Here is a 23,762-nt window from a genome sequence, read left to right on the forward strand (position 1 = left end):
ATGGATGAGATGGGAAGCGAGGGGAGAGCTCGGACGCCGCGCGCCGATGCGCGTCGGATTCGACGGAGGTTGTATGGAGTGCACCGGACGGCAGGGGCAGGGATTTGCCGAGCGATGGAGGAGCGTGCTGCTTCGGGTGGCGGCCATCCCCTTCGTGTTCTTCGGCGTGGGGCTGTACCGCGCATGGCTCGCGACGTTCTTCCGCTACGATGCGTTCCCCACCATATCGGTGTTCGACTACTTCCTGTTCGAGGGGGCCATCGGCATCGCGTCGCTGGCGCTGGCCTTCGCCGCGCGCCGCGTTGCGCCGCTGTGGGCGAACCGCACGGCGATGTTGCTGACGGGCGCGTGCATGGTGGGCGGATCGGCGCTCATCGTGCTGGCGTGCTTCGCGGTGCCGCTTCCGGCGCTCAAGGTGGTGGGCCTGCTGGCTGCCGGCGGCGGCCTCGGGTCGCTCATCCTCATGTGGGCCGAGTTCTACGGATCGCTCAATCCCATGCGCGTCGCCTTGTACCATGCCATGGCCATCTTCGTGGGCGAGGTGGTGAAATGGCTGTTCCTGGGCATGTCGGTGCCGTACCTCGCGTTCTTCTCCATCGTGCTGCCGCTCGTGTGCCTCGCGTGCGTGCGCTCGAGCATGCGGCGCCTGCCGGAGCGCGACCTGCCTCCGGCCATGAAGGAGGGCGACCCGAAGACCATCCCCTGGAAACCCATCCTGCTCATGGCGGTGTGCACGTTCGCGGGCGGATTCGGCGCGCTGCCCACCCAGCTGCTGGTGCCGGGCAACGTGGTGGGCGCGATGTTCGTGACGGCGCTCGTGTTCTTCGGCGTGCTGTCCACGGCGCGCTGGTTCAACTTCGATACCATCTACCAGCTGGCATTCCCGCTGTTCATCGTGGGGTTCTTGTTCGTGATGCCCACGTTCGGGTCGAACGCGCAGATCATGGCTTTGTGCTACGACGCGGGCTACACCATGCTGAGCATGTACATCATGATCGTGATGAGCAACATCACGTACCGGTTCGGCGTGAACGCGGTGTGGATCAACGGCATCGAGCGCGGCATCCGCTACGTGGTTGAACTGGTGGGATGGCTCGCGTTCGCGGGCGCCTCGGCGAATTTGGGCGAGGAGGCCACGACGGTCCTGTACGGCGGCGTGGCTATTGCGGTGGTGCTGACGTTCGTCGTGATCTTCTTCACCGAGCGCGGGCTGTCGGCGAAGTGGGGCATCGTGCTGAAGGACGACCCGGTGGGAAGCGCGTCTGCCGAGGGGCGGATGGCCATCCGCGTGTCCGACCTGTCGCGCGCGTACAACCTCAGCCCGCGCGAGGAGGAGGTGCTGCAGCTCATCGCGCAGGGCGACACGGTGGCCGAGATCGAGGACGTGCTGTACGTGTCGCAGGGCACCGTGAAGGCTCACATCAACCACATCTATCGCAAGTTCGACATCCACAGCAAAAGCGAGCTGTTCGACCTGATCAACGACGTGGAGAAGCCGGTGCGAGTGAAAGGACGCGCGAGGGTGGGCGTCGAAAACGAAAAGGGCCGATCAACGTAGGGTGCGACCATGAGACCGGCCGTTTCGCTGTTTGACTCAGCGTTTGTGGGCCCACTGGCATGACGTGCGATCATACGGTTTGCAAGGTTTCCTTGGTGTCTCCATGCTCGTTCGGGATGGCTTTCGAAGCTTTCGGCCGACTCGGTTCTGGGGATTTCGGTTATATCGGGGCGCTTTCCTCTGCGTCTTACCGCCTTGACTTCGGCTGAGGCCGAGAGCTCTTGTGCGCTGGTTCGTCTGGCATCATGAAGATGCCGAATCATCGCCGCAATCAGAACGCTTTGGAGTTGGGCGTGCGTCGTGGACCCTCATCGGTTCCGCAGTGCGGTTGGTGATCGACGGAAGGGGTTGGCATCTCCGGCTCGGCTGCTCGATGCCCGGAGTAGGGGCAAGGTTGCTCGGCATCGGTTGCCGACTTCCGAGGCTAGGTGGCCTGGCGCTGGGAAAAGGCGGGCCATTCGCCCGCTCGGCTCGGGGGTTGGGCAGCAGCCCCTTCCCCCGAGCCGAAAGCTGGAGTCTGAGATGCCCGATCCTTGGGGGCTCGGGGTGGTGCTTGGCGCTTGGGGTTGGGAGCACGAGGCTCGAAGCTGGGCATTCGGTGCCCCGACGTTATCCTTTTGCGCCGGCCAGCTCGTCGTCAGGAGCGTTGAGCGGGTCGAGGGGAGGAATGCTCCATGCGTCGTCGGCGGTGCGCGGCGCCATCGCCTCCTCGCTGCCGGCAGCGCGCAGGCGCTCGAAGTAGTCGCGCGTCTCTTTCGCCACCACGCCCGACAGCGCGATGAGCGCGACCATGTTCGGCAACGCCATCAGGCCGTTGAAGATGTCGGCGATGGTCCACACGGCGGCCACGGTCATGTAGGGGCCGATGAACACGCAGAAGATGTACAGCCATCGGTACGCCTTCACCGCTTTCATGTTGCCGTTGCTGAAATACTCCAAGCAGCGCTCGCCGTAATAATCCCATCCTAAGATGGTGGTGAAGCCGAAGAGCACCAGGCACGCCATCAGCACGAACGACACCACGTCACCGGGAATGAACGGAAGTCCCGCTTGGAAAGCGGCGGTGGTCACGGCTGCGCCCTCGAGGCCGGGAAGTTGGTACGCGCCCGTCATGACAAGCGCAAGCCCGGTCATCGAGCACACGACGATGGTGTCCAGGAACGTGCCGGTCATGGACACGAGGCCCTGGCGTACCGGCTCTTTCGTTTGTGCAGCTGCTGCGGCGATGGGCGCGGATCCTAGGCCCGCCTCGTTGGAGAAGATGCCGCGCGCAATACCCATCTGCATGGCGACGAGGATGGCGCCCAGCATTCCGCCGCCGAACGCTTGCAGTCCGAACGCGCTTTGGAAGATGACTGCGAACGCGCCGGGAATCTTGTCGAGGTTCGCCATGATCAACAGCAGCGAGAAGCCCACGTACAGCACCACCATGACCGGGATCACGCGTTCGGACACCTTCGCGATGCGCTTGAGTCCGCCGATCACCACCAAACCCACGAGCACGGCCAAAAGCAGCGACCCGATGACGGTGAACACGGAGTATTCCATTCCCAGAATGCTTACCGTGGCGGTCTTCGCGGGATCGAAGAATCCGGTGATGGCCGACGAGATGGAATTGACCTGCGTGAACGTGCCGATGCCAAACAGGCCCACGCACATGCCGAAGAACGCGAATACTTTCGCCAGCCAGCGCCAGCGTGCCCCCATGCCGCGCTCTATGTAGTAGAACGGTCCGCCCAGCACATGCCCGGTCTTCTTGTCGATGTTGCGGTACTTCACGGCTAGAAGGCCCTCGGAGAACTTCGTCGCCATGCCGAACAACGCGGCCAGCCACATCCAGAACAGCGCTCCCGGTCCTCCGGCGACGATGGCTGTGGCCACGCCGACGATGTTGCCGGTGCCGATGGTGGCTGACAGCGCGGTGCACAGCGCGCCGAAGCTGGTCACTTCGCCCTCCCCGCCCGTTTCGTTCTTGACCATGTAGCGCAGCGCCCGCGGCAAGTGCTTGAACTGCACGCCGCGCAGCCGCGTCGTCAAGAGAATGCCGCCGAACAGGATGAGCACCATAAGGGGCGGACCCCAGATGAATCCGTCGATGGCGACGATCGCGTCGTTGACGATGCCGAAAAACCCTTCCATTTTGCATTTCCTCCTTCGCGTCGAGCCGTGCGCGGTGCGGCCCGTCGTGCGCGGGGCCGCAAGGAGGTAGGAAAGAGCGAATGCGAATGCGCGATCACACGATGCCGGTCTGTCGTGCGGGTGCGCGAGAAGCCGTGGCTTCGCTCTGTCCTTTTGCCTGAGAGTTTCGGCAGCGTTGCGTACAACGGCTCGCCTTGCCCCTTCGGCACCCGCGAGCGCCAAGCGGCGTGCGGGATTCTCCAGAGGCCCCTACCTCGCCCTGTCTCGCTCGCGTCGTTCGTGCTTCGCGCTTCTTGCGTTGCTCGCGTTGCGTTCGATCCAGAGCAGGTCAACGGGGTTCGCTTTTGCGTGTGCGGGGGCCATTGTAGCAGGGGATGCGGTTGTTGTTAACCCGTTTTTTCGCTGCGCTCATAGACAATTTCGCATGGGCGCGAAAAGGGTGAAGGCGGCTCGCGCGTCGCAAACGGGTTGCGCCCGCTCGTCACCACCTTGCGCGCAAGCGCACTGTCGGAAGCATGGGGCGCAGTTTGAAGAGGCAAGATGCGGATCGTATCCCGTGCGCCGCCCATCTGCCATCGACGGCGTGCCGTCTCGCGCGACGCGGCTAGTCATCGTCGCCGACGACGATGCGCTCGGCGTTGGCCTTGAGGTGCGCGAGCACGTCGACGAACGTGTCGAGATCGTGCTGGTCGATGCCTTCGATCAGCTGGCTGGCCCGGTCGAGAGTGGCGGGCTGCACGGCGAGAATAAGCTCGCGCGCCTTGTCGGTGATCGAGATGGCGTGCGCGCGACGATCGGATTTGTGCTTGTTGCGGACGATCAAACCCTTGCGTTCGAGCGTGTCGAGGTACCGCGTGATGGTTGCCTGCTCCTTGCGCGTGATTTGAGCGAGCTCCTTTTGCGAGAGCTCGCCTGCGCGTTCGAGCTGATTGATGAGGTTCCACTGCCCGGGTGTGATATCGTAGGGTTTGAGCGCCGTTTCGAGCGACTTGAAGATGCAGCGTTGGGCATCGTACACGAGGAAGCCGATGAGGCTGTTGTGCTTGTTCTCCATGATTGAGGAACCTTCCGCTGCGCGTATGGCGTTTTCGTCGCCCTATGAGCGGAAACGCCGCTTGCCATGCGTACATGAAACCCCAACACCTCAAGTCCGTCAATGAACGTCGTGCTTTTTCGGCTCAATCTCCGTTTTCGCTCAGCCGGGCTGGCGCCGGCGCTTGCGCCTTGCGATCTCTTTGCGAACTTCCTGAGGCTCGACCTATGGTAAACCGTCGTTGACGCGCACCCGCGTTCGCGGAACCTTGGGTCAGCCTTTTTGTAGCCAGGGCTGATAGAAGAACCTTCCGTTGGGCGAAGGGGCCTTATGCGGCTCCGACAGGGTTGCGCGCGATGGGTTGCCGGGCATATGTCAACTGCGGGTCGACAGAGCGGATCTTCTTCGCGACGATGTGCGGCCTTCCTTTTCTGCGGCGCGTCGAGCGTCTTTTGCGCAGTACGACGAGGTGTCTTTTCTCTCGTTTCGCGATGCGGGTTTTCTCGCTTCGCAGCAAAGAAGCTTTCCCGCTGCTTCTTCGTTTGCCTTCGCGACGTGGAGGATCCTCTTTCCCCATTTCTTATTCTGCGGTGCGGTGGATTTCCTCGCTCTCTTCTCTCTGCGGTGCGGCCGTTTTTTTGCACCATCTGCGATTATTCTCAAATTGGGATTAATTAGCATATTGCACTAATAATTTCAGATAATATAATTAGTACTGCAAGTATATTGCTGAGGAGGGGAACAGGAGTTCAGGGATGCCGGAGGGGTGTCTCTATAGTTTTGTCAAACGTCCCGCTCCCCTCCGGAACCCGCGCTCCGGTTCTCCTCCAAGGCAAAGCTTGACGACGAGAGGCAAAGGAGGAGAGATGTCACTGAAGATGAGCCGCCGTGGCTTCGTGAAGGCCACAGCTGCCGCGACCGCCTCGACGCTGCTGCTCGGCGCGTCGGTCACCGCCGCCGCAGCCGACGAGGCGGCGGATGGCGCGAGGGCTGCCACGAGCGCTACCCCGTCCGACGACGTGCAGGTCATCCCGAGCGCATGCCGCCAATGCTATGGCCGCTGTGCGCTGTTCGGACACGTCAAGGACGGGCGCCTCGTGAAGATCGAGGGCAACCCCGACCTGTTCAGCGAGGGAACGCTGTGCGGCCGCGCCTTCGCCATCCCGCAGGAGCTGTACAACCCGCTGCGCGTGCGCTATCCGCAGAAGCGCGTGGGCGAGAAAGGCTCCGGCCAGTGGAAGCGCATCACGTGGGAAGAGGCCTACGAGGAGGCGCGCGACCGCTTCACCGCGATCGGCGAAGAGCACGGCTGGCACACCATCGCGCACCAGTACGGCACGGGCCGCGACATGCTGCAGTTCCAAGCCATCAACAAGCTGTGGCTTGAATTGGGCTCCACCGCCACGTTCGGCGTGGGCAACCTGTGCTGGGTGGGCTCGTACTTCACGAGCCAGCGCCTGTACGGCGACGAGACGCAGTACACCGGCTGGGACGGCAACAACGCCGACTGCATCCTCATCTGGTGCCGTCAGGAGCGCAGCCGCGGCTACTACGACTGGCTCACCGTGAAGCGCGCGCAGGAGCGCGGCGCGAAGGTGATCTGCGTGGATCCACGCTACACGTGCACCGCCAGCAAGGCCGATCTGTGGCTGCCCATCCGTCCCGGTTCCGACATGGCGCTGGTGCTGGCGTTCATCAACGAGATCGTCCATTCGGACAAGTGCGCCACCGAGTTCGCGCGCTTCTACACCAACGCCCCGTTCTTCATCGACGAGAAGGACGCCGAGGGCAACGGCACCGGCTACCAGCTGCGCGAGTCGCTTATGAAAGAGGGCGGCAACGAAGAGCTGTATCCCGCCTGGGACGAAGCGCACGACCAGCTGATCTTCTGGAACGGCGACTGGCAGAACAAAAAGGGCCTCGGCGAGGAGAAGGTGTTCCAGTGGCTCGACGCGGACGGCAACGTGGTGGCCGACGCGAAGCCCGCGCTGTCCGGCGCGCATGAGATCGACGGCAAGACGTACCGCACGAGCTGGGACATTCTTGTGGAGCACGTCACTCCGTGGACCATCGAGCGCGCCGCCGAGTTCTGCGAACTGCCCGAAGACAAGATCCGCGAAGCCATCCAAACCTACATCGACGCTAGCCCGCACGCGTGCTTCACGCGCGGCCAGAAGGTGGAGTTCTCCATCAACACCTCGGGCATCTCGCAGGCGTTCACCATCATGATGGCGCTGGCTGGCAACTTCGACACGAAGGGCGGCCAGAACATCGGCCGCGAGCCGGCCACGGGCTACGACTCGTTCATGTTCGACGTCGTGCCGAACCAGCAGGGCCGCATGGGCGCGCGGCGCAAGGAAACGGCCATGAACATCAAGAAGCTGTCCGTGTGCCAGAACACCGGCTACCAGCAGATATTCGTTGCCGACAACGTCACGGGCGAGCTCGTGGAGACTACGCAGAACTCTGGCGGCCAGGTCATCTACGGTCAGCAGGGCGGTTTCGGCGCGGCCACCACGAAGGCCATGGCGAAGGGCGACCCGTTCCAGATCCACGGCTATTGGCAGCAAACCTCCGAGCCCATCTTGTCCATCGAGGGCGGCAAGGAGATCATCGAGGGCTTCAAGAATCTCGACTTCTTCGTGAACGTGGACATGTACATGACCCCCTCGGGCGAATTGGCCGACATCATCCTGCCGGCTGCGCATCCCAACGAGGTGGACCGCGTGGAGTGGGCGCACTCCGGCCACGGCTATCCCACCAGCCACACGTACCTCATCCGCCAGCCGTTCCATAAGCCGCTCGGCGAGTGCAAAGACGACATGGACATCTGCTTCGAGTTTGCCGAGTACATGGGCGTGGACATGTACTGGAAGGACAAGTACGACTACTTCAACTACATGCTGAAGGGCCCGGCCACGCTGCCAGCAGAGCTTTCGTGCGCCGATTTCGAGGACTTCCGCCAGCGCGTGAGCGTCACTGGCGTGGAGATGGCCACGGTGAAGGGCGCTCCGAAGTACGAGACGGGCTACATGCGCAAGACAAGCGACTTCCGTCCCGGGTTCAACACCATGTATCGCGGCAACAAGATGGGCACCGTGTATCGCACGCCCCAGGTCACGTTGCCCGACGGCACGGTGATCCCGGCCCATCCGCAGTCCGACAACGGCAAGATGGAGCTGTGGAGCGAGGATTTGCTGCTGTACGGCAACGGCCCGCTGCCCTTGTACATCGAGCCGCCCATCACGAAGCGCTCGCGTCCCGACCTGCTGGAGGAGTACCCCTACACGCTCATCACGGGCGGGCGCTCCCACGCGTTCTTCCACACCGAGTATCGCAACAGCCCGTGGATGCGCGAGGTGCACATGTTCCCGACGGTGGACATCAATCCCGCTACGGCTGCCGAGCACGGCATCAAACAGGACGATTGGGTGTACATCGAGACGTACGTCGACCGCATCAAGCAGCGTGCGAACCTTACGGCGGCCATCAGGCCCGACACTATCCACGTGGAGCACGATTGGTGGTTCCCTGAGCGCGAGGCCACCGACGATCTGCACGGCGCGTTGGACAGCAATTGCAACATCCTGTTCGAGAACAACGGCCCCTACGACCCCGCAGTGGGCACCGACAACTTCGGCGGCCTGTGCAAGATCTACAAGGCCGAGGACGGCGCGCCGAAGAACATCTGCATGAACGAGGACGACTTGAAGATATTCCTGCCCCTGAGCGCTGATGAGCTGGCCGCCGACGACCAGCAAAACGGCGTGACGCAGGTGACGAAGTAAGGAGGTGGAGCAAGCATGACGCGTAACATCATCGCCATCGACCTCGACAGCTGCATCGGCTGCCATTCCTGCGCCGTGGTGTGCAAGCAGGAGAACAACGTGGGCTTGGGCACCTATTACAACAAGGTGCTGACGGTGGGCCCGTCGGGCACGTACCCCGACCTCGAAATGTACTATCTGCCCGTGTCGTGCCAGCACTGCGACAATCCCGAGTGCGTGAGCGTGTGTCCCACGGGCGCTTCGTACAAGCGCGAGGACGGCATCGTGCTGGTTGACCACAGCAAGTGCATCGGTTGCCAATACTGCGTTATGGCCTGCCCTTACGGCGTGCGCACCTACGACGAGAGCCGCGACAAGGGCGTCATCGAGAAGTGCACCCTGTGCGCGCACCTCGTGGACGCGGGCGAGAAGCCGGCCTGCGTGAAGCACTGCCCCGGTCAGGCGCGCCTGTTCGGCGACGCGGACGATCCCGAGTCCGACGTGTCGAAGATGATCGCCCGCAAGAGCACCCACAAGCTGACGGATGTGGGCAACCATCCGGGCGTGACGTACGGCCTGGACAAGTTCTCGTGGAAGGGAGATGAGTGAGCATGGAGGTTCAGTGGCCCCTTCTGGTTTTCAGCGTGCTGCTTGGCATCACGTCCGGGAGCTTCGTGTTCTTGGCGGTGGGCGAGCTTACGGGCAGGTTCAAGAACGTGCGGTTCTCGGGTGCGTTGATCGCCTTTGCGTGCTTGGCGGTGGGCGGCTGCGTGTCGGTGCTGCACATGGGGCATCCCGAGCGCGCGACGCACCTTTTGGGCAACCTGGGTTCCGGGCTGTCGAAAGAGCTGTTCGCAGTCGCCATCATGGGCATCGTGGCGTTCGCGTACCTCGTTTTGGCGAAAAAGGACTACCCGGGCGCATCGAAGGCGCTCGGCGTGGTGGGAGGCGTCGTCGGCCTCGTGCTGCCGTTCGTGGCCGGTGCCTCGTACCTGATCGCGGCGCGGCCCGCATGGGACAGCGTGACGCTGCCGCTCATGTACACGGGCGCGGGCTTGGCGATGGGCATGCTGCTCATGTGCGGCCTCGTGCTGCTGGGCGATAGGGCGGCCGAGGACGGCGGCTTCGCGGCCAAACTGGCGCTCGTGGGCGTTGTCGCGATGGTTGTGACCGCGCTTGCGTACGTGGCGTGGATCGCGCTTGCTCCGCATCAGGATCCCACGCGCTCGCTTGAGCGGCTGATTTCGGGTGATTTCGCGGTGGCGTTCTGGGTGGGCGTCGTGGTCGTTGGCCTGGCGGCTCCTTTGGCGCTGGCGGCGTTCGTGTGCGCGCGGACGGGAAAGGCCCGTGCTGCCGAGCTTGCCACGTGCGTGTTCGTGGCGTTCGCGTGCTCCGCTGCGGGTGCGGTGGCGCTGCGCGTGATCATGTACGGCGTGGGCACGAGTGTGGAGCGGTTCATCTATCAGTAACGGCGGTTCGTCTGCTGCTTGCTGCCTGCTGCCTGCGGTTACGTGGGCGGCGGGCGGCGTTCGACGAAGGATGGCGAGCGCAAAGGCGCGGGTGCGAGAGGCTCGCTGCGGTGCGATGTGGCCGCTGCGCGAGCAGGGTTGTTGGTTCTCGCGGGAAGGTTGCCCGGTCGCATTCTCCCTGCGGAGTGTGCCAGCGATTCGGCTTGATGGTGCGCCGCAGTTCGCCTTGCGCGCCCCGCCCCTTCCAAGCAGGGACGCTTCGCGGGCTGCGGCGGTACGAGAAAGAGGGAAGACCATGAGCAACACCATGTCCGACGAGCTTGTTTCAAATCTCGTCGATTTCTGTGAGAACCGCCTTCGCGTGTACGCGATGCTGTCGCGGTGCTTCGAGAAGGAGTTGGATGCTGCGTTTGCCGAAGAGCTTGCCACAAAGGTCGCGTTCGCGTCCGACGATGCCGCTTTGGCCGAAGGGTTCTCCCTTTTGCAGTCCGACTTGGCGAAGCGCGATGAGCCTGCGCTTGAGCAATTGGCCGTTGCGTTCAACCGCGTGTTCTTCGGTATGGGGCCGCGCGCGGCGCAGAAGGCGTTTCCGTACGAATCCGTGTACACGAGCGAACGCGGTCTCATGATGCAGGAGGCGTACAGCCAGGTGCTGCGCATATACCGCGCTTCCGGATTCGCAAAGGATCCGAAGTTCACCGAGCCGGAAGACCATCTGGCGGTGGAGTTCGCGTTCATGGCGAAGCTGTGCGAGCGGACCGTGCACACGCTGCGCGCGGGCGACGAGGAGGCCTCCGAAGCCTCCTTGCGCGAGCAGTTGGCGTTTGCGCGCGAGCACCTGCTCAACTGGCTTCCCCGGTTCGTGCGGGATATGGAGGCGGCAGCCGAAGAGGGCTTCTACCGGGACCTCGCCCTGTTCGTCGGGGCGTTCGTGCGTGCCGACGTGCGTGCGTTGGAGGAGGTCGTGGAATAGCCGGCCTGTGACTGTGGCGTCGGACTTGGACGTGCAGCTGCGGGGCGGGTCGGCGTCGGCGGGCGCGGGTCGGTGGGGCGATGGGACGGCGAATGACGGGATGGCGCGATGGCGCGCCTTTCCTCCTCTGCCAGACCGCTGTTGGCCCAGCGTATTTTCCGGGGTGCGCGGAATGACGCGTCCGGCCCGCCCATGGGTCGCGATAGCAGATGGACGGTCGGCGAGGGGCGCGGGCCTATGTCGGCGATGGTTTGACAGCGGAAGCCTTCCAAATTGGCGAAAAATGACCGATTTCGGAAGATGCGCGTGCCGCGGGAAGAGAGGGGTTGTCTGTGACCAGGCGTGTTGCGGGACGGGCTCTTTTCGGGTGGTTGCGAAGTAGGGAGCAGGTTCCGAAATCGGTGATTTTCTGCCATCACGCAGGCGCGCGACGGCGAAACGGTAGACATCGTGGTGCGGCGCGCGGATGCGGAGAGCGTGTTGCCGTTCGGGACGGTCGGTTTCGATGTGAAAAGCGACTGCTTCGGGCGACAACGGGGAGCGTGGGGTTCGGATGCGCGCTCGGTGGCTGCGGTGTTTGGTTTAGGCCTACGGTCGCGCGCGGGTCGGCGGCAGGCGTGCGGCAGCGGACGTGACGGTGGCGCGATGGAATACGGCGGCGAGCGCATGGCCGCGGCAGACGAGCGATGCGTGCGGTGAGGTGTTTCACGTGAAACATCGTAGGCGACAGTAAGGGGGATGGCGAGAGTGGAGCGGATTTCCCGGCGCGGATTTTTTGCGGTTGGCGTCGTGGGCGCGGCGACGGTGGGCCTCGGCGGGTTCGGGGCGGTGACGCGCCAAGCCGACCTCGCCTTCGTGCGGCCTCCGGGTGCAGAGTCAAATGCGCAGGTTGTGGCCGCGTGCACGCGATGCGGACGTTGCTGGCAAGCATGCCCGTACGGCATCGTGGGGCCGGTTTCCCTCGCCGACAGCATCGTGGGGTACGGCACGCCCACGCTCGCGTTTTCGAAGGGGCGTTGCGACTTCTGCATGAAATGCACGGACGCATGCCCGACGGGCGCGTTGTCGCGTGGCGGCTCCCGCGAGCGCGACCTGGGCGTGGCCGTGGTGGTGAAGGACGCGTGCGTGGCCTGGGATTGGGCCGGCTGCACGGTGTGCAAAGACGAGTGCCCGGTGGACGGTGCGATCGAGCTGGACGAGCGCGACCGCCCGGTGATTCATGCCGATTACTGCGACGGATGCGGGGCGTGCGAGCGGGCGTGCCCCTCGGCATCGCTGCGCGCTTACGACGCGGGCGTGGCGACCAAGGGCATCGTGGTGGTGTCGCGGTACGCCCAGGCCGCGCAGGTTGCCCAGGTCGGTCAGGCTGGCCAGGGCGCGGGCGAGAGCGGCCAGAGCGGTCATGCTGGTGGCGGCGTGTCGAGCGAGGAGCTGTTCGCTGGGCGCACGGCTCCTGCGGTCGAGCCGCTCGCGCCGCACGACAAGGGCGTCCATCCTGACGGTCCGAATGCGACGCGCGAGGCGTCGAGGTCGGTTGGAGGTGTCCATGAAGCGTAGCAAGCTGGCCCGCATCGCGGTGGGCGCGGGAGTGCTCGTCCTTGCCGTTGCGGCGGCCCACATGGAGGGAGGGGCGGCAATTGGCACGTTTTGCGCGCTGTGCCCGGTGGGGTTCGCCCAGATCGCCGTGGCGGCGAAGAGCGTGCCGTGGGGGCTTGTTCCCGGCGTGGTGGCGCTGCTGGCGGTCGTGTTCGTGCTGGGCAGAGCGTTTTGCTCGTGGCTGTGCCCCTCTCAGCTTTTGAAGAACGTGTTCGGGGGACGTGCTCCCCGAGGCGTTCTCGGGCGTGCGGGCGAGGCTTCGGCGAAGGGTTGCTCGGCATGCGGGTCTTCGGGTTTGAAGACGCAGGGGATCGTGCTTGCGGTGCTTCTGGCGGTGTCCTTCGCCGTGGGATTCCCGGTGTTCTGCCTGCTGTGTCCCATCGGCCTGGTGTTCGGCACGTTATGGGCGCTCAATCGGGTGTTCGTGCTGCTGCAGCCGGGATGGGAGCTTGTCGTGTTCCCGCTTATGCTGATCGCGGAGCTGTTCCTGTTCAAACGCTGGTGCGCCGCGGTGTGTCCGCTCGGATTCTTCTTCGGGGCCGTCGGCGCGCTGCGTGCTCGGCTCGGTTTCGGCGTGCGTCCGCGGGCGAGTTGCAGCACGTGTCGATCGCAGGAGGGGTGCCGCGCGTGCGCGACGGCGTGCCCGGAGAATCTTGATGTCTCGGCGCTGTCCGACTCTCGCGCCGTGCTGAGGTCGTGCACGCTGTGCCTCGATTGCGTTGAGGCGTGCCCGTCGAAGTCGATCTCGCTCGGGACGGGCGGGAAAGCCGGCGACGCTCGGCGCGCCGCCGCCGACACGGGCACCGACAAAGGCGCTTCCGACGGGAGCGAGCCCGAGGCCGCAGCTTAATCGGCAAAGGGGGCGCTTCGGAAGGTCCCGCGCCGCCCATCTCGCGCGCTCGTCCGTGCCGTCCAACGGGTGGGCGGGGCCTTCCGAAGCGTCCGGTCTAAGGAAGCTCGGCTCGATATCAGGCGAATGTGGGCTCGCATCGATCCCGGCTAGACACGGACATCGCGTCGAAATGGCACAGATCGCGTCTTGTGCATAGGGCACCGAGCGCCTTCCCGCCCCAACGGAAGCGTTTCCCCAGGTCGGGATTCCCGCCGAGATCATCGCCGACCCCTCGGGGCGCTTTTTCGGAGGAGAACCTATGCCCAAGGCGCGATCTCTGCCGTTTCGAGCCGAACTCTGCGTCAAGCCGGAATCGGCAGAAGCCGGGTCGGCCCGTCGAGTGAGGATCCGCCGGCGCTTCGGAAGGTTTGCCGGCTCTACTCGTAGCGCTCCACCAAGTCGATGAGCTCTTGTTGGGAATGAACTCCCAGCTTGGCGTAGATGTGCTTGACGTGGCTTTTGACGGTGTTGCGCGAGATGACGTAGTGGTCCATCACGTACTGCCCGTTGCGTCCGCGCGCCAGCATGGCGAATATCTCCGTCTCGCGTTCGGTCAACCCGCCTTCCGCGCCCAGCTGGGCGCACCGCTCCTCGATGCTGGCTTCTGCGCTCGCACCTGCGCCTGAGTCTGCAAAGGAATCCCTCGCCTCGGACGCTCCCGCGTCCGCGTTCACGTTCGCCACGCCGCGGATGGTGTCGGCGAAGCTGAACTTGCGGAACCCGATCCACAGAAACGCGATGAATGCGAACAGGGAGATGGCTGCGATGAGGGCTGCGGCCTGGGCGTTCGCACTTGCAAGGTCGTTCGAGGTGTGCCCGGCCACCGCGCCCACGTCGGTTCCGAGGGCCATCATGCAACGCACGAGTGTGAACGTCGGCAGCAGGGCGAACACGTTGCGCCGCCCGACCGACAGCACGACGAGCAAGGTGAGCATCTTGAAACTGTCCACTCCGATGCGCTGAAGTGCGTTTGCCGAGGGTAGCCCCGAGTCGAACGTAAACGGAGCCACCAGGAATCCGGCGATCACCAGCAACACCGAAAAACTGAACAGCGTATCCTCTTTGTCGTCGTTTTGCGATCCGAGAAGCATCCACAATGCCACGCCCACCAGCACCACTGAAACGAGGTCGCTCGACACGGGAGCGTGTGCCACCTCGTTGAGCGTCAGTTCGTATCCCGTCGCCACGCTAAACACGAATGCGCACACGAACAGCGCATGCGTCGGTCGCAGAAACGATTCGGGGTTTGCCAGCTCAAGGTCGGCAGCCGAGGCGCTGCCGGTTAGGCGATCGAGCGCGGGCGCGCTTCCTCGATACAAAAGCGCGATCATCAGCGCGTCGCATGCTGTGATCGCGATCAAGCCCACTTCGAATGAGGGCATGGGCAGCAAGGCCACCGCCACCTCGCCCAGGGGCATGCCGCACACCACGGCCAACGTCATCGCCAGGGGAGAGGGCAGCGAGGCCAAGGCAAGCGCCAGCAAGCTGGCCGCCCATACCGAGCCGATGTTGAGAAACAGAAAGCCCAGCACCGTGGACGGCCCGTCTTCCAATTTCAGAGCGAATGACAGCACGAGCAGTGCCGTTATAAGCGACCCCAGAGACACAACGGCCATGATGCGTCGATCAAGTGCTTCGGGCTTGCGCGAGGCCACGAAGAACAGCACGAGGAACAACCCTGCGGAGAACAGCGTCGACACCTCGCGGGCGATGCCGCAGTACTCTGCCACGTGTGCGTACACGCTGCCGTTCAGCAGCCAACCGGCACAGGCGGAGAGGAGGAAGGTGCCGATGCAGAGCATCGTGCCAACCGACAACGCTTCCCGCAAGTCGGCCAACCGTTGCCTGACCTTGCCCATGGCTCTCGTTTCCTCGCTCCCCGTCCGTCTGCTCGTTGTTTTGCCGATTTCGTTTGGCCGTCTGGTATTTCGTCGACTCTCTACGTGCGGGTCTCGCGTTCTTGCCAGCTTTTCGCGCTGGTTGGTCTGCCGCGTCGCGTTGCCCCTCTTTTGGCCCTTTGCACGCATCTTCTTATTGTAGGGTATTCCGACAATGGAATCGAGCGAACTTAGTTTTTGCGGTTCCAACTGGTAAAACGATTGCAATCACCCCTGCGGGGGGAGCATGTGGCCACCGCTTCGCTCTGCGCAAAACGCCCGGGCGGGGTGGTGTCAGCTCGGAGCGCGCCCCGTAGGATGCACGTCGAGGGAAACGGCCTGGTGCGCGCTGTGATGCGCGTTGCGACGGGCCGTTCGACAATCGCGCGCGACCTCTTCGCGCGCCGTACAAGAGGAGGATTCTCATGGAACGGACGCAGACGCGCAGCATTTCGCGCCGCAGCTTTATCGGAGGTATGACGGGTGCGGGTGCGCTCGCTGCGCTCGGGCTGGCCGGGTGCGCGCCGAAGACCGCGGGCTCGGCCGAGGCCGACAAGCTTTCCGAGGCGGGCGCGCAGGGCGTCGCCGACAACAGCGTGGTGGCCGTGGACGACGGCAGCGCTGCCATCACGGTGGACTGGCTGGGCTCGCCGCCGGAGATCGCCGAGGGCGACATCACTGAGACAAAAGACACCGACCTGCTCATCGTGGGCGCGGGCAACGGCGGCATGATCGCCGGCGCGTACGCGTCCGACCAGGGGATGGACTTCATCCTGTGCGAGAAGGGCACCGAGGTGGGCGCCACGCGCCACTGGTTCAACGCTGTGGACACCAAGCCCTTCACCGACCAGGGGTATTACGTCGATCGTGCCCGTCTGCATGGCGAGTGGGCGCGCTATTCCAGCGGCACGTGCGACCACAACCTCATCAACATGTGGATGAACGAGAGCAACGACATGTTCGAGTACGTCGACCAGTACATGAGCGCCGCCGGCGCCGTGGTCGTCGCCGACGAGTTCGAGATGCCGGGCGGCATGGGAGCCACCGAGTTCTACACTCCCTGCGGCGAGCATCACTACGTTGACGAGCAGGGCGGCCGCGACGGCATTCCCGAGCGCAACAAGCTGTTCGAGCAGGTCATGAACGACAACGGCTATGAAATCTCCTTCAAGCACGAGCTGGTGAAGCTTGTCACGGACGATTCCGGTCGCGTGACGGGGGCCATCTTCAAAACCGACGGAGGCTACACGCAGATCAACGCGCGCAAGGGCGTGCTGCTTGCCACGGGCGGTTATTCGGCGAATCCGGCCATGCTCTCGGCGCTCTTTCCCATCACCACTGCGTCCGTGACGGCGCTCGGCTACAACCAGAACAACACCGGCGACGGCATCAAGGCGGCGCTGTGGGCGGGTGCTGTGAAGGACATCACCAGCGCGACGATGATCTTCGACCGCGGCTTGGTGGCACCGGGCACCACGGCGGGCTACACGCAGGAGTCCATCGAGGCCGGCAACCCGCAATGGCCCGGAAACGGCCAGTTCAACCCCGGTACGCAGCCCTTCCTCAAGGTGAACCTGCGCGGCGAGCGCTTCACGTTGGAGTCTGCGGACTACGACTATCTGCCGCATGCGGCCGCGCAGCAGCCCGGTGGCGTGTACGTGAGTGTGTGGGACGGCAATTTCGGCGACGACGTGCAGCGCTTCCACACGCTGGGATGTTCTGCCGGCACGCGCAACGGCGTCCTCGCCTTCAAGAACGAGGACGGCAGCTACGACCTGGACGGCTACTTTGAGAAGGAGCTGGCCGACGGTCGGCTGCAGAAGGCCGACACGCTCGAGGAGTTGGCCGACAAGCTGGGCTTCGATGCCGAGGCGAAGGAGACGTTCCTTGCCACCTGCGAGCGCTACAACGAGCTGTACGACATGCAGCAGGACGTCGATTTCGGCAAGGAGGCGTACCGCCTGTCCGAACTGCGCACCCCGCCGTTCTTCGGTGCCACGTTGGGCGGCACGCTGCTCACCACCATCGACGGCGTGCGCATCAACGCCGACTGCCAGGCGCTTGGCACGGACTTCGAGCCCATCGAAGGCCTGTACTGCGTCGGCGACTGCTCGGGGTCGCTGTTCAGCGGCAACTATCCCGATCAGATGCACGGCGTGGCGTGCGGCCGCACGATGACCGAAGCGCTGCACGTGGTGAAGCTTTTGGCGAACGCGTAAGAAGCCGCTGCCCCGGGCGCGCTGTGAAGGCGGCGCACCCGGGGCGTTTTGCGGGTGCGCACGGGCGCGGGGTGCGCGGGTGCGGGGCGCGTGGGGCGGGTGCGGGGTGCGCGGGCGCGGACGTTTGCGGGCGCGCCCGCAAACGGGGCGCTTTCGCGTAGGGGTGAGGCGCGCGGGCGCGGGTGCTTGCGCGTGCGTGGCTCCTGCGGGCGCATGGCGCACGGGGCGCGCCCACGGGCGATGCAGGGCACTCGCCTTCGGCATCGGCTCCTGCGGGCGCATGGCGCACGGGGCGGGCACGCAGCGCGCAGGTCGTTTCGGACGCCTCCCTCCCCTCTCTTCGGAACCCTTCCACGAACGATGATCGGGCATCCGCGCCCGCCTGGTATCATGGGCGAAGGCGAAGCGAGAGGAAGCGAGGCGCGCGTGAAGTTCACCATAGTGGCGGCGGGGAAGCTCAAAGAGCGGTTCTGGACGGACGCGTGCGCCGAGTACCTCAAACGACTGCAACCCTACGCGAAGACGGCCGTGCGGGAGGTCGCCGACGTCGACCCTGGTCGCGCAGGAGGCGTGGCGGCGGCGCGCGAGCGCGAAGGGACGGCCATCCTCGCGGCGATCGCTCCCTCGGCCCATGTGGTGCTGCTGGCCATCGATGGGAAGCAGCGTTCGAGCGAAAGCCTTTCGCGGCGCATCGATGCGCTTGCGCTTGACGGTGCGAGCGATCTCGTATTCGTCATAGGCGGCTCCGACGGCGTGAGCGACGCCGTGCGCGCCCGCGCGGACGAGACGCTGTCGTTCGGCCCGCTCACGCTGCCGCATAATCTCGCCCGCGTCGTGCTGCTCGAGCAGCTGTACCGCGCTCAGAAGATCTCCCGAGGCGAGCCTTACCACAAGTGATGTCGTCGCTTTGCTTCTTCGGCTTGTTCGTCCGCAGTCTCTGCGCCTGGGCGACGCGCTCTGTTTGCGTTTGCTTTCCCGAGGGGCGGGGCGAGGAGGGCGGCCCCGTGCGGAGGCGCGCCTCGGGATGTCGATTGGGCTGCGTCGATTGCGGCGGTTCTGAGTTCGTGCGGCGAAATCTGTCATTTTTGGCCACGAAACCGCGCTCTGGCACGACCCGAGCCGTTCTGAGCCATTGTCGAAATAGCCGACCTGGGCTTTTGTTGCGTGCAAGGTGCTTTGCGAGCTGGAAAAGACGCAATTCTGTGCCAGAACGCGGTTTCGTGGCCAAAATCGGCTCGTTTTGTTGCAGAAGCCGGCCGAGGCGTGTTGGTGACAGCCAAAAGGTCCCTGTTCGGACGCGCCCCGCCGCCATCGCTTGCCGCGGCTTTCCGCTGCCGTCTGCGAGCGTCCTTCCTCCTGGCATGCGTGCGTGAGTCGTCCCGGCGCTCCGCAGCTCTAAGCACCTCCGTGCGTCCGTCACCCGCCGCCGCCCTCCGGACCTCATCCCGGAATCGCTCGCGCGGGGCGTCGCCCGCTGTCCGTCGCCTGCCGCCCTCGCGCCCTCGTTTTCGCTATACTGAGCGCAACACACCGAGAACCGAAGGCCGCAGCAAGGCGGCGAAGGAGGAACCTATGCGCTTCATCTCGTGGAACGTCAACGGCCTGCGCGCCGTGCTCAAGAAGGGCTTCGAGGACATCGTGTGCGACTTCGACGCCGACATCGTGGCGCTGCAGGAAACGAAGCTGCAAGAGGGCCAGGCCACGCTCGACCTGCCGCAGTACCGCGAGTATTGGAGCTATGCCGAAAGGAAGGGCTATTCGGGCACAGCCGTGTTCTGCAAAGAGCAGCCGCTGCAGGTGCTGCACGGCTTGGGCAGCGATCACTTGGACACCGAGGGGCGCATCGTGGCGCTTGAGTTCCCCGGCTTCTGGTTCGTGGACGTGTACACGCCGAACGCGCAGAACGAGCTGGCGCGCATCGACCATCGCATGGAATGGGACGACGCCTTTCGCGACTTCTGCAAGGGGCTCGAAGAGGGCGTGCTGCCCGCGAGCGTGCCGGTGGAGCGTCCGGCTCCGGGCGAGGGGCATGTGAGCATGTCCGAGCTGCCGCGCACCGAGCCGGGCGAGACGGCCGACCCGAAGCCGGTTGTCATGTGCGGCGACTTCAACGTGGCGCACCAGGAGATCGATCTGAAGAACCCCGGCCCCAATCGCGGCAACGCTGGCTTCTCGGACGAGGAGCGCGGAAAGTTCACCGATCTTTTGGCCGCCGGCTTCACCGACACGTTCCGTCATCTGCACCCAGAGGTGACCGGCGCGTACTCGTGGTGGAGCTACCGGTTCAACGCGCGCAAGAACAACGCGGGATGGCGCATCGACTACTTCCTCGTGAGCAGCGAGCTGGCGCCCCGCATCGAAAGCGCCTGCATCTACGACGAGGTCTACGGCAGCGACCACTGCCCCGTAGGGTTGGAGTTGTCGCTGTAACGAGGACGGAGCGGCGCGCGGGGTTGGCGGCCGCGTGGGGATGCGGGATGCGTGCGAAGCTCTCGTTCGGAAGGATCGTTGTACCTCCGTCATCATCCGCTTCTCAACGTTTCTGAGCGTCGGATGCGTCTGCCCTGCGGATCGGAAAGCCGGGGCTCGTCTGCGGGTGTCGGTCTGCGGACGGCGCGAAAGCCGCTTGCGGTGCGGGAAGCGCTTCCAGCGAGGCCTCCCGATGTTCAGCATCGCGGTGCCCGCGCATGAGCGGACGCGGGCACCGCAAGCGTCATCAAAGACGTCCGGAAGCCGGATGTTGCCCAGTGGCGACCAGGGCCGCAATGCGTCCGGTGGTCATGGCGCGCCCAAGGCTCATGCCGGGGATGACCATCTGGTGCTCAAGCCCTCCGAAGAAGTTTCCCTGGCAGTTGCCGACAGCGAACAGGCCGTCGATGACGTTGCGTTCGGCGTCGAGTGCGCGGCATTCCGCATCGGTGACGATGCCGTTCAGGGTGCACAGCACGCCGGGTTTGCGGGCGACGGCGTAGAACGGAGCTTTTCGGACTGCCTTCAGGCGGCCGGCTTGCTTGCCGTAATCGTCATCGTACCCCGCGTCGCACAGTTGGTTGTAGCGTTCGACCGTCTCGGCCAAAGCGTCGGAGGGAACCCCCATGGTTTGAGCAAGCTCTTCGATGGTGTCTCTCACGTACACGTCGCCGTTCTCCACACCCGCCTCGATGCTGGCGACGATGTCGACGGGCGGCTCTTTCTTCATCATGCCGGAGCCCATGTCTTCCCAATCGGTTCGGAAGTTGTCGTCGAACACCTGGAAATGCAGGTGATCGGGCTGGTTCATATCCTGGGCGTACAGCTGGCCGTACTGCATGTCCTCGTTGCAGAAACGTTTTCCGTTCTTGTTCACGAAAAGCCAGGGTATGCCTGAGCCCCCGATGTCGGGAACGTCGATGGGCGGGTCGTAGTGGATGTTGGAGCAATGGGGGGACGGCTGCATGGATCCTCCCACCCATATGCCCATGAGCTGGCCGTCTCCTGTGTTGATGTCGGGTTGGGTGTACGCCGACTTCAGGCCTTCTGCATGTGGTAGGTATTCGGCGCGCATATCGGGATTGTTGCCGTAGTCTCCGGCGGCGAGGATAATCCCATCGGCTGCGATCGCCTTGAGGTACCCTTCCTCCCCCTGTGCGAACACGGTGCTCACGCGACCGTCGGAGCCTTCGTCGCGTGCCAGCTGCACGGCTGGGGTGCGGTATCGGATGTCGGCGCCGTTCTGCTCGGCGTAGTCGAGTAGCCACTGGGCGAGCGCTTGCATTTCCCCGGTCCACATGTGGACGGTCGGGTAGCAGCGGTTGTGCTGGTCGGGATATTCCATGTCGGCTAGGTAGATCATGTTGACCGGCCCGACGCCCTCGACGTCGTTCGTGAGCGCAGTCGCCCAATCCATGGTCGGCCCGCTGTTGTATATCCATGCTTTGATCAGGTTGAGATCGGCGCGGTTCTCTCCTTGGCGGGTCCATTCCGTGACGGCTTCCCATGGATCGAAATCGGCTCCGACCTCTTGTTGCGCCTTCGAGTTCCACGCGGCCGCACCCGACCCGTGGGAGAGCGCGGTCGCGGCTTTCTGGAACACGACCACGTTCTTTCCCGCTTCGACCGCGGTCGCTGCAGCGACCGCGCCGGATATGCCGCCCCCGATCACGACGATGTCGGCCTCAAGGGTTTCGACGACCTCGTCGTCGGAGATGGGCGCGGGCGCCGCCTTGTAATCGCCGTTGCCGCTCTGCGCGGATGCGCTCGCTTCGTCGGTTGAGCTTGACGTGTTCGGCGATGCCGCGCATCCTGCCAAAGACCCTGCGGCGACCGCGGCGGCGACGCCTCCCAGTCCGACGAACGTCCGGCGTGTGTACGTTTGCTTTTTCCTCATGGCGTCCCCTTCCTCGGATTGGCCTCGGCAGCATTGTCGGGATGCCGCGCGGGCCGTCTGCTGTATGGGCGAACCGTCTCGCCTGAGGCCATCATGCGGGAAGACCGGGCGCGGCGCGTCCGATGAAGTGTGTGATTTCTCGAGGGAAAAGACATCGTATGAAGCATACGACATCGTGCGATCAAGCTTATGAACTGGTATTTCTATGGGCCTCAATCACATCGAGAAATTCTTGACGCGAGTGGACGCCAAGCTTTCGGTAGATGTGGGAAAGGTGGGTTTGGGCCGTTCCCTGAGCGATATGGAGCTCTTCTTGGATGAAGGGCAGGCTGCGGCCCTTCGCCAAAAGCAATGCGACTTCGCACTCCCGTGCGGTGAGGCCGTACGTGCTCAGCAGGAAGGAGCAGTCGGAACCCTCCCCGTTGGGCGCGGGTTGAGAGCAGGGGTCACGGCGCGGCCCGTCCGGGGCCGCTTCTTTGGGCATGAGGCCCCAGACCGTCTCGAGGCTTTTCGGACTGATGACGATCACGGCAGAGGAGAAGATGAGGAACAGGCCGATGGAGGCGATGGTCGACCATTGTGCCGCTCCGAGCGAAACGGCTTGGCTGAGCGATTCGGCTATCGGCACGCCGAGAACCACGGCCAAGGCCGCGCACCCTTGCGTCGCCCCGAACACGCTGAAAGCCATCGCCCCCGTGCGCTCGGTCACGTCTGCGCTGTACATCCAGACAAGCGCGCGAAAACACTGAAACGCCGCGCCGAACACGGCGTAAGCGAAGAAAAACGAAGCGCTGGTCAGCGTAGTTGCCAGAAAGCCCGCCGCCATGATGAGCAAGGTCGCCCGTATTCCCGGCATCTCGGAGGGTCTTCTGTGCGTGAAGCTTGGTATGAGGGCGATGATGCCGCCCATAACGACAAGCCCTGCGGCGCTGCCGAGCAGATAGAGGCTCCCCATTCCGTCGAGGGTCGCTCGTCCTCCTGGAGCGGTTGCGAACCCCCGCAGAACTTCGCCGCACAGCGCGTACAGAAGCACTGCGGCCAAGGGCAGGATCACGCGTGGGGCGAAGGGCGCCTTGGCGCAGTCCGGCTCGCTCGCAGACGGGCTCCCCGCCTCGCTTTCTGCGTCATGGTCTGTCGTGGCAGGGGCGATGGCGCTTGCTGCGCGCAAGAGCATTCCCGAGCAGGCGGGCAAGAGCGCGGTCGTTGCGATGGCGATGCTTTCCGACATGAGTTGCACGAGGAAGTACAGGACTATGCCCAGCAGGTACGAGGCGATGATGCCAAAGAGGGAGAACCTTGCCCCTCGTCTGCTGTAGAGCACGCCCCATGAGAGGACGAGCCATGCGGTCGTCGCCCCGGTTATGAGGGCTCCGCTCGCAGCGCATGCCATCGCGGCAGATGAGATAGGCTCCAAGACCGAGCCGAGGGGAATGAGCAAGGTGCCTACGCACGTGCCGACGGATGCCAAGGCAATAGAGCATCGGCGCAGCGCATACGGCTGAAGTCGGCGTGCGAGCAGGGCGCATGCGATGAGCGTGACGGCGTGCGCCCACGCGGCCCAGTTCCAAATGCCGCTCATGGATTCGCTGGCCGACGAGGAGGTTGGCAGCAGGACAGACGTGTAGAAGGCGATGAACAGCCAGGCCCAGTAAAACCCCAGCCCGATGTAGCGTATACCGCCACGAGAGCAATATCGCGCGGCGATGCTCTGGCGTATGTCCGTCATGCGGCTCCCCTCACGCTCGAACCACGATTATACTCCTGAGTCGTTGCGCAGCGTGCAAAGCGGTGTCGAACGGTTTCCCTCGTGTTGTTTTCGTGAAAATGCCATGGGGGGGGGGCTCTTAATTGTGGTCGAGAGTGTGGCATACTA

At 64.3% G+C, this 23,762-nt stretch carries 15 protein-coding genes and 1 riboswitch; of the genes, 10 read left to right on the forward strand and 5 right to left on the reverse strand.

Annotated elements, in window-relative coordinates; translation table 11 throughout:
- The first annotated feature begins 73 nt into the window (after positions 1 to 73).
- Entirely contained in the window at positions 74 to 1,558 is a 1,485-nt protein-coding gene (locus B5F40_RS00535; protein WP_087192425.1) for a response regulator transcription factor, read from the forward strand.
- Positions 1,559 to 2,167: 609 nt separating this feature from the next.
- Here the strand turns inward: B5F40_RS00535 and B5F40_RS00540 are convergent.
- Positions 2,168 to 3,697 (reverse strand): alanine/glycine:cation symporter family protein, encoded by a 1,530-nt coding sequence (locus B5F40_RS00540; protein ID WP_087192426.1) that lies wholly within the window; start codon positions 3,695 to 3,697, stop codon positions 2,168 to 2,170.
- A gap of 135 nt (positions 3,698 to 3,832) precedes the next feature.
- Positions 3,833 to 3,950, reverse strand: a riboswitch (glycine riboswitch).
- Between the two features lie 351 nt (positions 3,951 to 4,301).
- Positions 4,302 to 4,751, reverse strand: coding sequence for a MarR family winged helix-turn-helix transcriptional regulator (locus B5F40_RS00545; RefSeq protein ID WP_087192427.1), 450 nt, complete (start codon positions 4,749 to 4,751; stop codon positions 4,302 to 4,304).
- A gap of 845 nt (positions 4,752 to 5,596) precedes the next feature.
- On the opposite strand from B5F40_RS00545, the gene B5F40_RS00550 reads away from it, so the two are divergent.
- From B5F40_RS00550 to B5F40_RS00580, 6 genes are all read left to right on the forward strand, one after another.
- Complete coding sequence (locus tag B5F40_RS00550) at positions 5,597 to 8,518, forward strand: molybdopterin-containing oxidoreductase family protein (protein ID WP_087192428.1); 2,922 nt, start codon at positions 5,597 to 5,599, stop codon at positions 8,516 to 8,518.
- Positions 8,519 to 8,533: 15 nt separating this feature from the next.
- Complete coding sequence (locus B5F40_RS00555; RefSeq protein WP_087192429.1) at positions 8,534 to 9,106, forward strand: 4Fe-4S dicluster domain-containing protein; 573 nt, start codon at positions 8,534 to 8,536, stop codon at positions 9,104 to 9,106.
- A gap of 2 nt (positions 9,107 to 9,108) precedes the next feature.
- The gene (locus B5F40_RS00560; RefSeq protein WP_087192430.1) at positions 9,109 to 9,966 is read left to right on the forward strand and encodes a dimethyl sulfoxide reductase anchor subunit family protein; all 858 of its coding nucleotides are present in this window, start codon (positions 9,109 to 9,111) and stop codon (positions 9,964 to 9,966) included.
- A gap of 295 nt (positions 9,967 to 10,261) precedes the next feature.
- Positions 10,262 to 10,939, forward strand: a complete 678-nt coding sequence (locus tag B5F40_RS00565) for a TorD/DmsD family molecular chaperone (RefSeq protein WP_087192431.1) — start codon at positions 10,262 to 10,264, stop codon at positions 10,937 to 10,939.
- A gap of 738 nt (positions 10,940 to 11,677) precedes the next feature.
- Complete coding sequence (locus tag B5F40_RS00575; RefSeq protein WP_087192433.1) at positions 11,678 to 12,496, forward strand: 4Fe-4S dicluster domain-containing protein; 819 nt, start codon at positions 11,678 to 11,680, stop codon at positions 12,494 to 12,496.
- Positions 12,486 to 13,385 (forward strand): 4Fe-4S binding protein, encoded by a 900-nt coding sequence (locus B5F40_RS00580; RefSeq protein WP_087192434.1) that lies wholly within the window; start codon positions 12,486 to 12,488, stop codon positions 13,383 to 13,385. Before B5F40_RS00575 ends, B5F40_RS00580 begins: the two co-directional genes overlap by 11 nt.
- Positions 13,386 to 13,804: 419 nt before the next feature.
- On the opposite strand, the gene B5F40_RS00585 is transcribed toward B5F40_RS00580, so the two are convergent.
- Positions 13,805 to 15,286, reverse strand: coding sequence for a helix-turn-helix transcriptional regulator (locus B5F40_RS00585; RefSeq protein WP_087192435.1), 1,482 nt, complete (start codon positions 15,284 to 15,286; stop codon positions 13,805 to 13,807).
- Between the two features lie 443 nt (positions 15,287 to 15,729).
- Here B5F40_RS00585 and B5F40_RS00590 point away from each other — a divergent pair, with 443 nt between their 5' ends.
- The 3 genes from B5F40_RS00590 (at position 15,730) to B5F40_RS00600 (ending at position 19,953) form a co-directional block, all read left to right on the forward strand.
- The gene (locus tag B5F40_RS00590) at positions 15,730 to 17,523 is read left to right on the forward strand and encodes an FAD-binding protein (RefSeq protein WP_087192436.1); all 1,794 of its coding nucleotides are present in this window, start codon (positions 15,730 to 15,732) and stop codon (positions 17,521 to 17,523) included.
- A gap of 426 nt (positions 17,524 to 17,949) precedes the next feature.
- On the forward strand, positions 17,950 to 18,420 hold the full coding sequence (rlmH, locus tag B5F40_RS00595) for a 23S rRNA (pseudouridine(1915)-N(3))-methyltransferase RlmH (RefSeq protein ID WP_087192551.1): 471 nt from the start codon (positions 17,950 to 17,952) through the stop codon (positions 18,418 to 18,420).
- Between the two features lie 675 nt (positions 18,421 to 19,095).
- Positions 19,096 to 19,953, forward strand: coding sequence for an exodeoxyribonuclease III (locus B5F40_RS00600; RefSeq protein WP_087192437.1), 858 nt, complete (start codon positions 19,096 to 19,098; stop codon positions 19,951 to 19,953).
- Positions 19,954 to 20,239: 286 nt separating this feature from the next.
- On the opposite strand, the gene B5F40_RS00605 is transcribed toward B5F40_RS00600, so the two are convergent.
- Together B5F40_RS00605 and B5F40_RS00610 are read right to left on the reverse strand one after the other, a co-directional pair.
- On the reverse strand, positions 20,240 to 21,889 hold the full coding sequence (locus tag B5F40_RS00605; RefSeq protein ID WP_157941087.1) for an FAD-dependent oxidoreductase: 1,650 nt from the start codon (positions 21,887 to 21,889) through the stop codon (positions 20,240 to 20,242).
- Positions 21,890 to 22,076: 187 nt separating this feature from the next.
- Positions 22,077 to 23,615, reverse strand: coding sequence for a helix-turn-helix transcriptional regulator (locus B5F40_RS00610; RefSeq protein ID WP_087192439.1), 1,539 nt, complete (start codon positions 23,613 to 23,615; stop codon positions 22,077 to 22,079).
- Between the last annotated feature and the right edge of the window lie 147 nt (positions 23,616 to 23,762).

This window comes from Gordonibacter sp. An230, assembly GCF_002159915.1.
Classification (GTDB): Bacteria; Actinomycetota; Coriobacteriia; order Coriobacteriales; family Eggerthellaceae; genus Rubneribacter.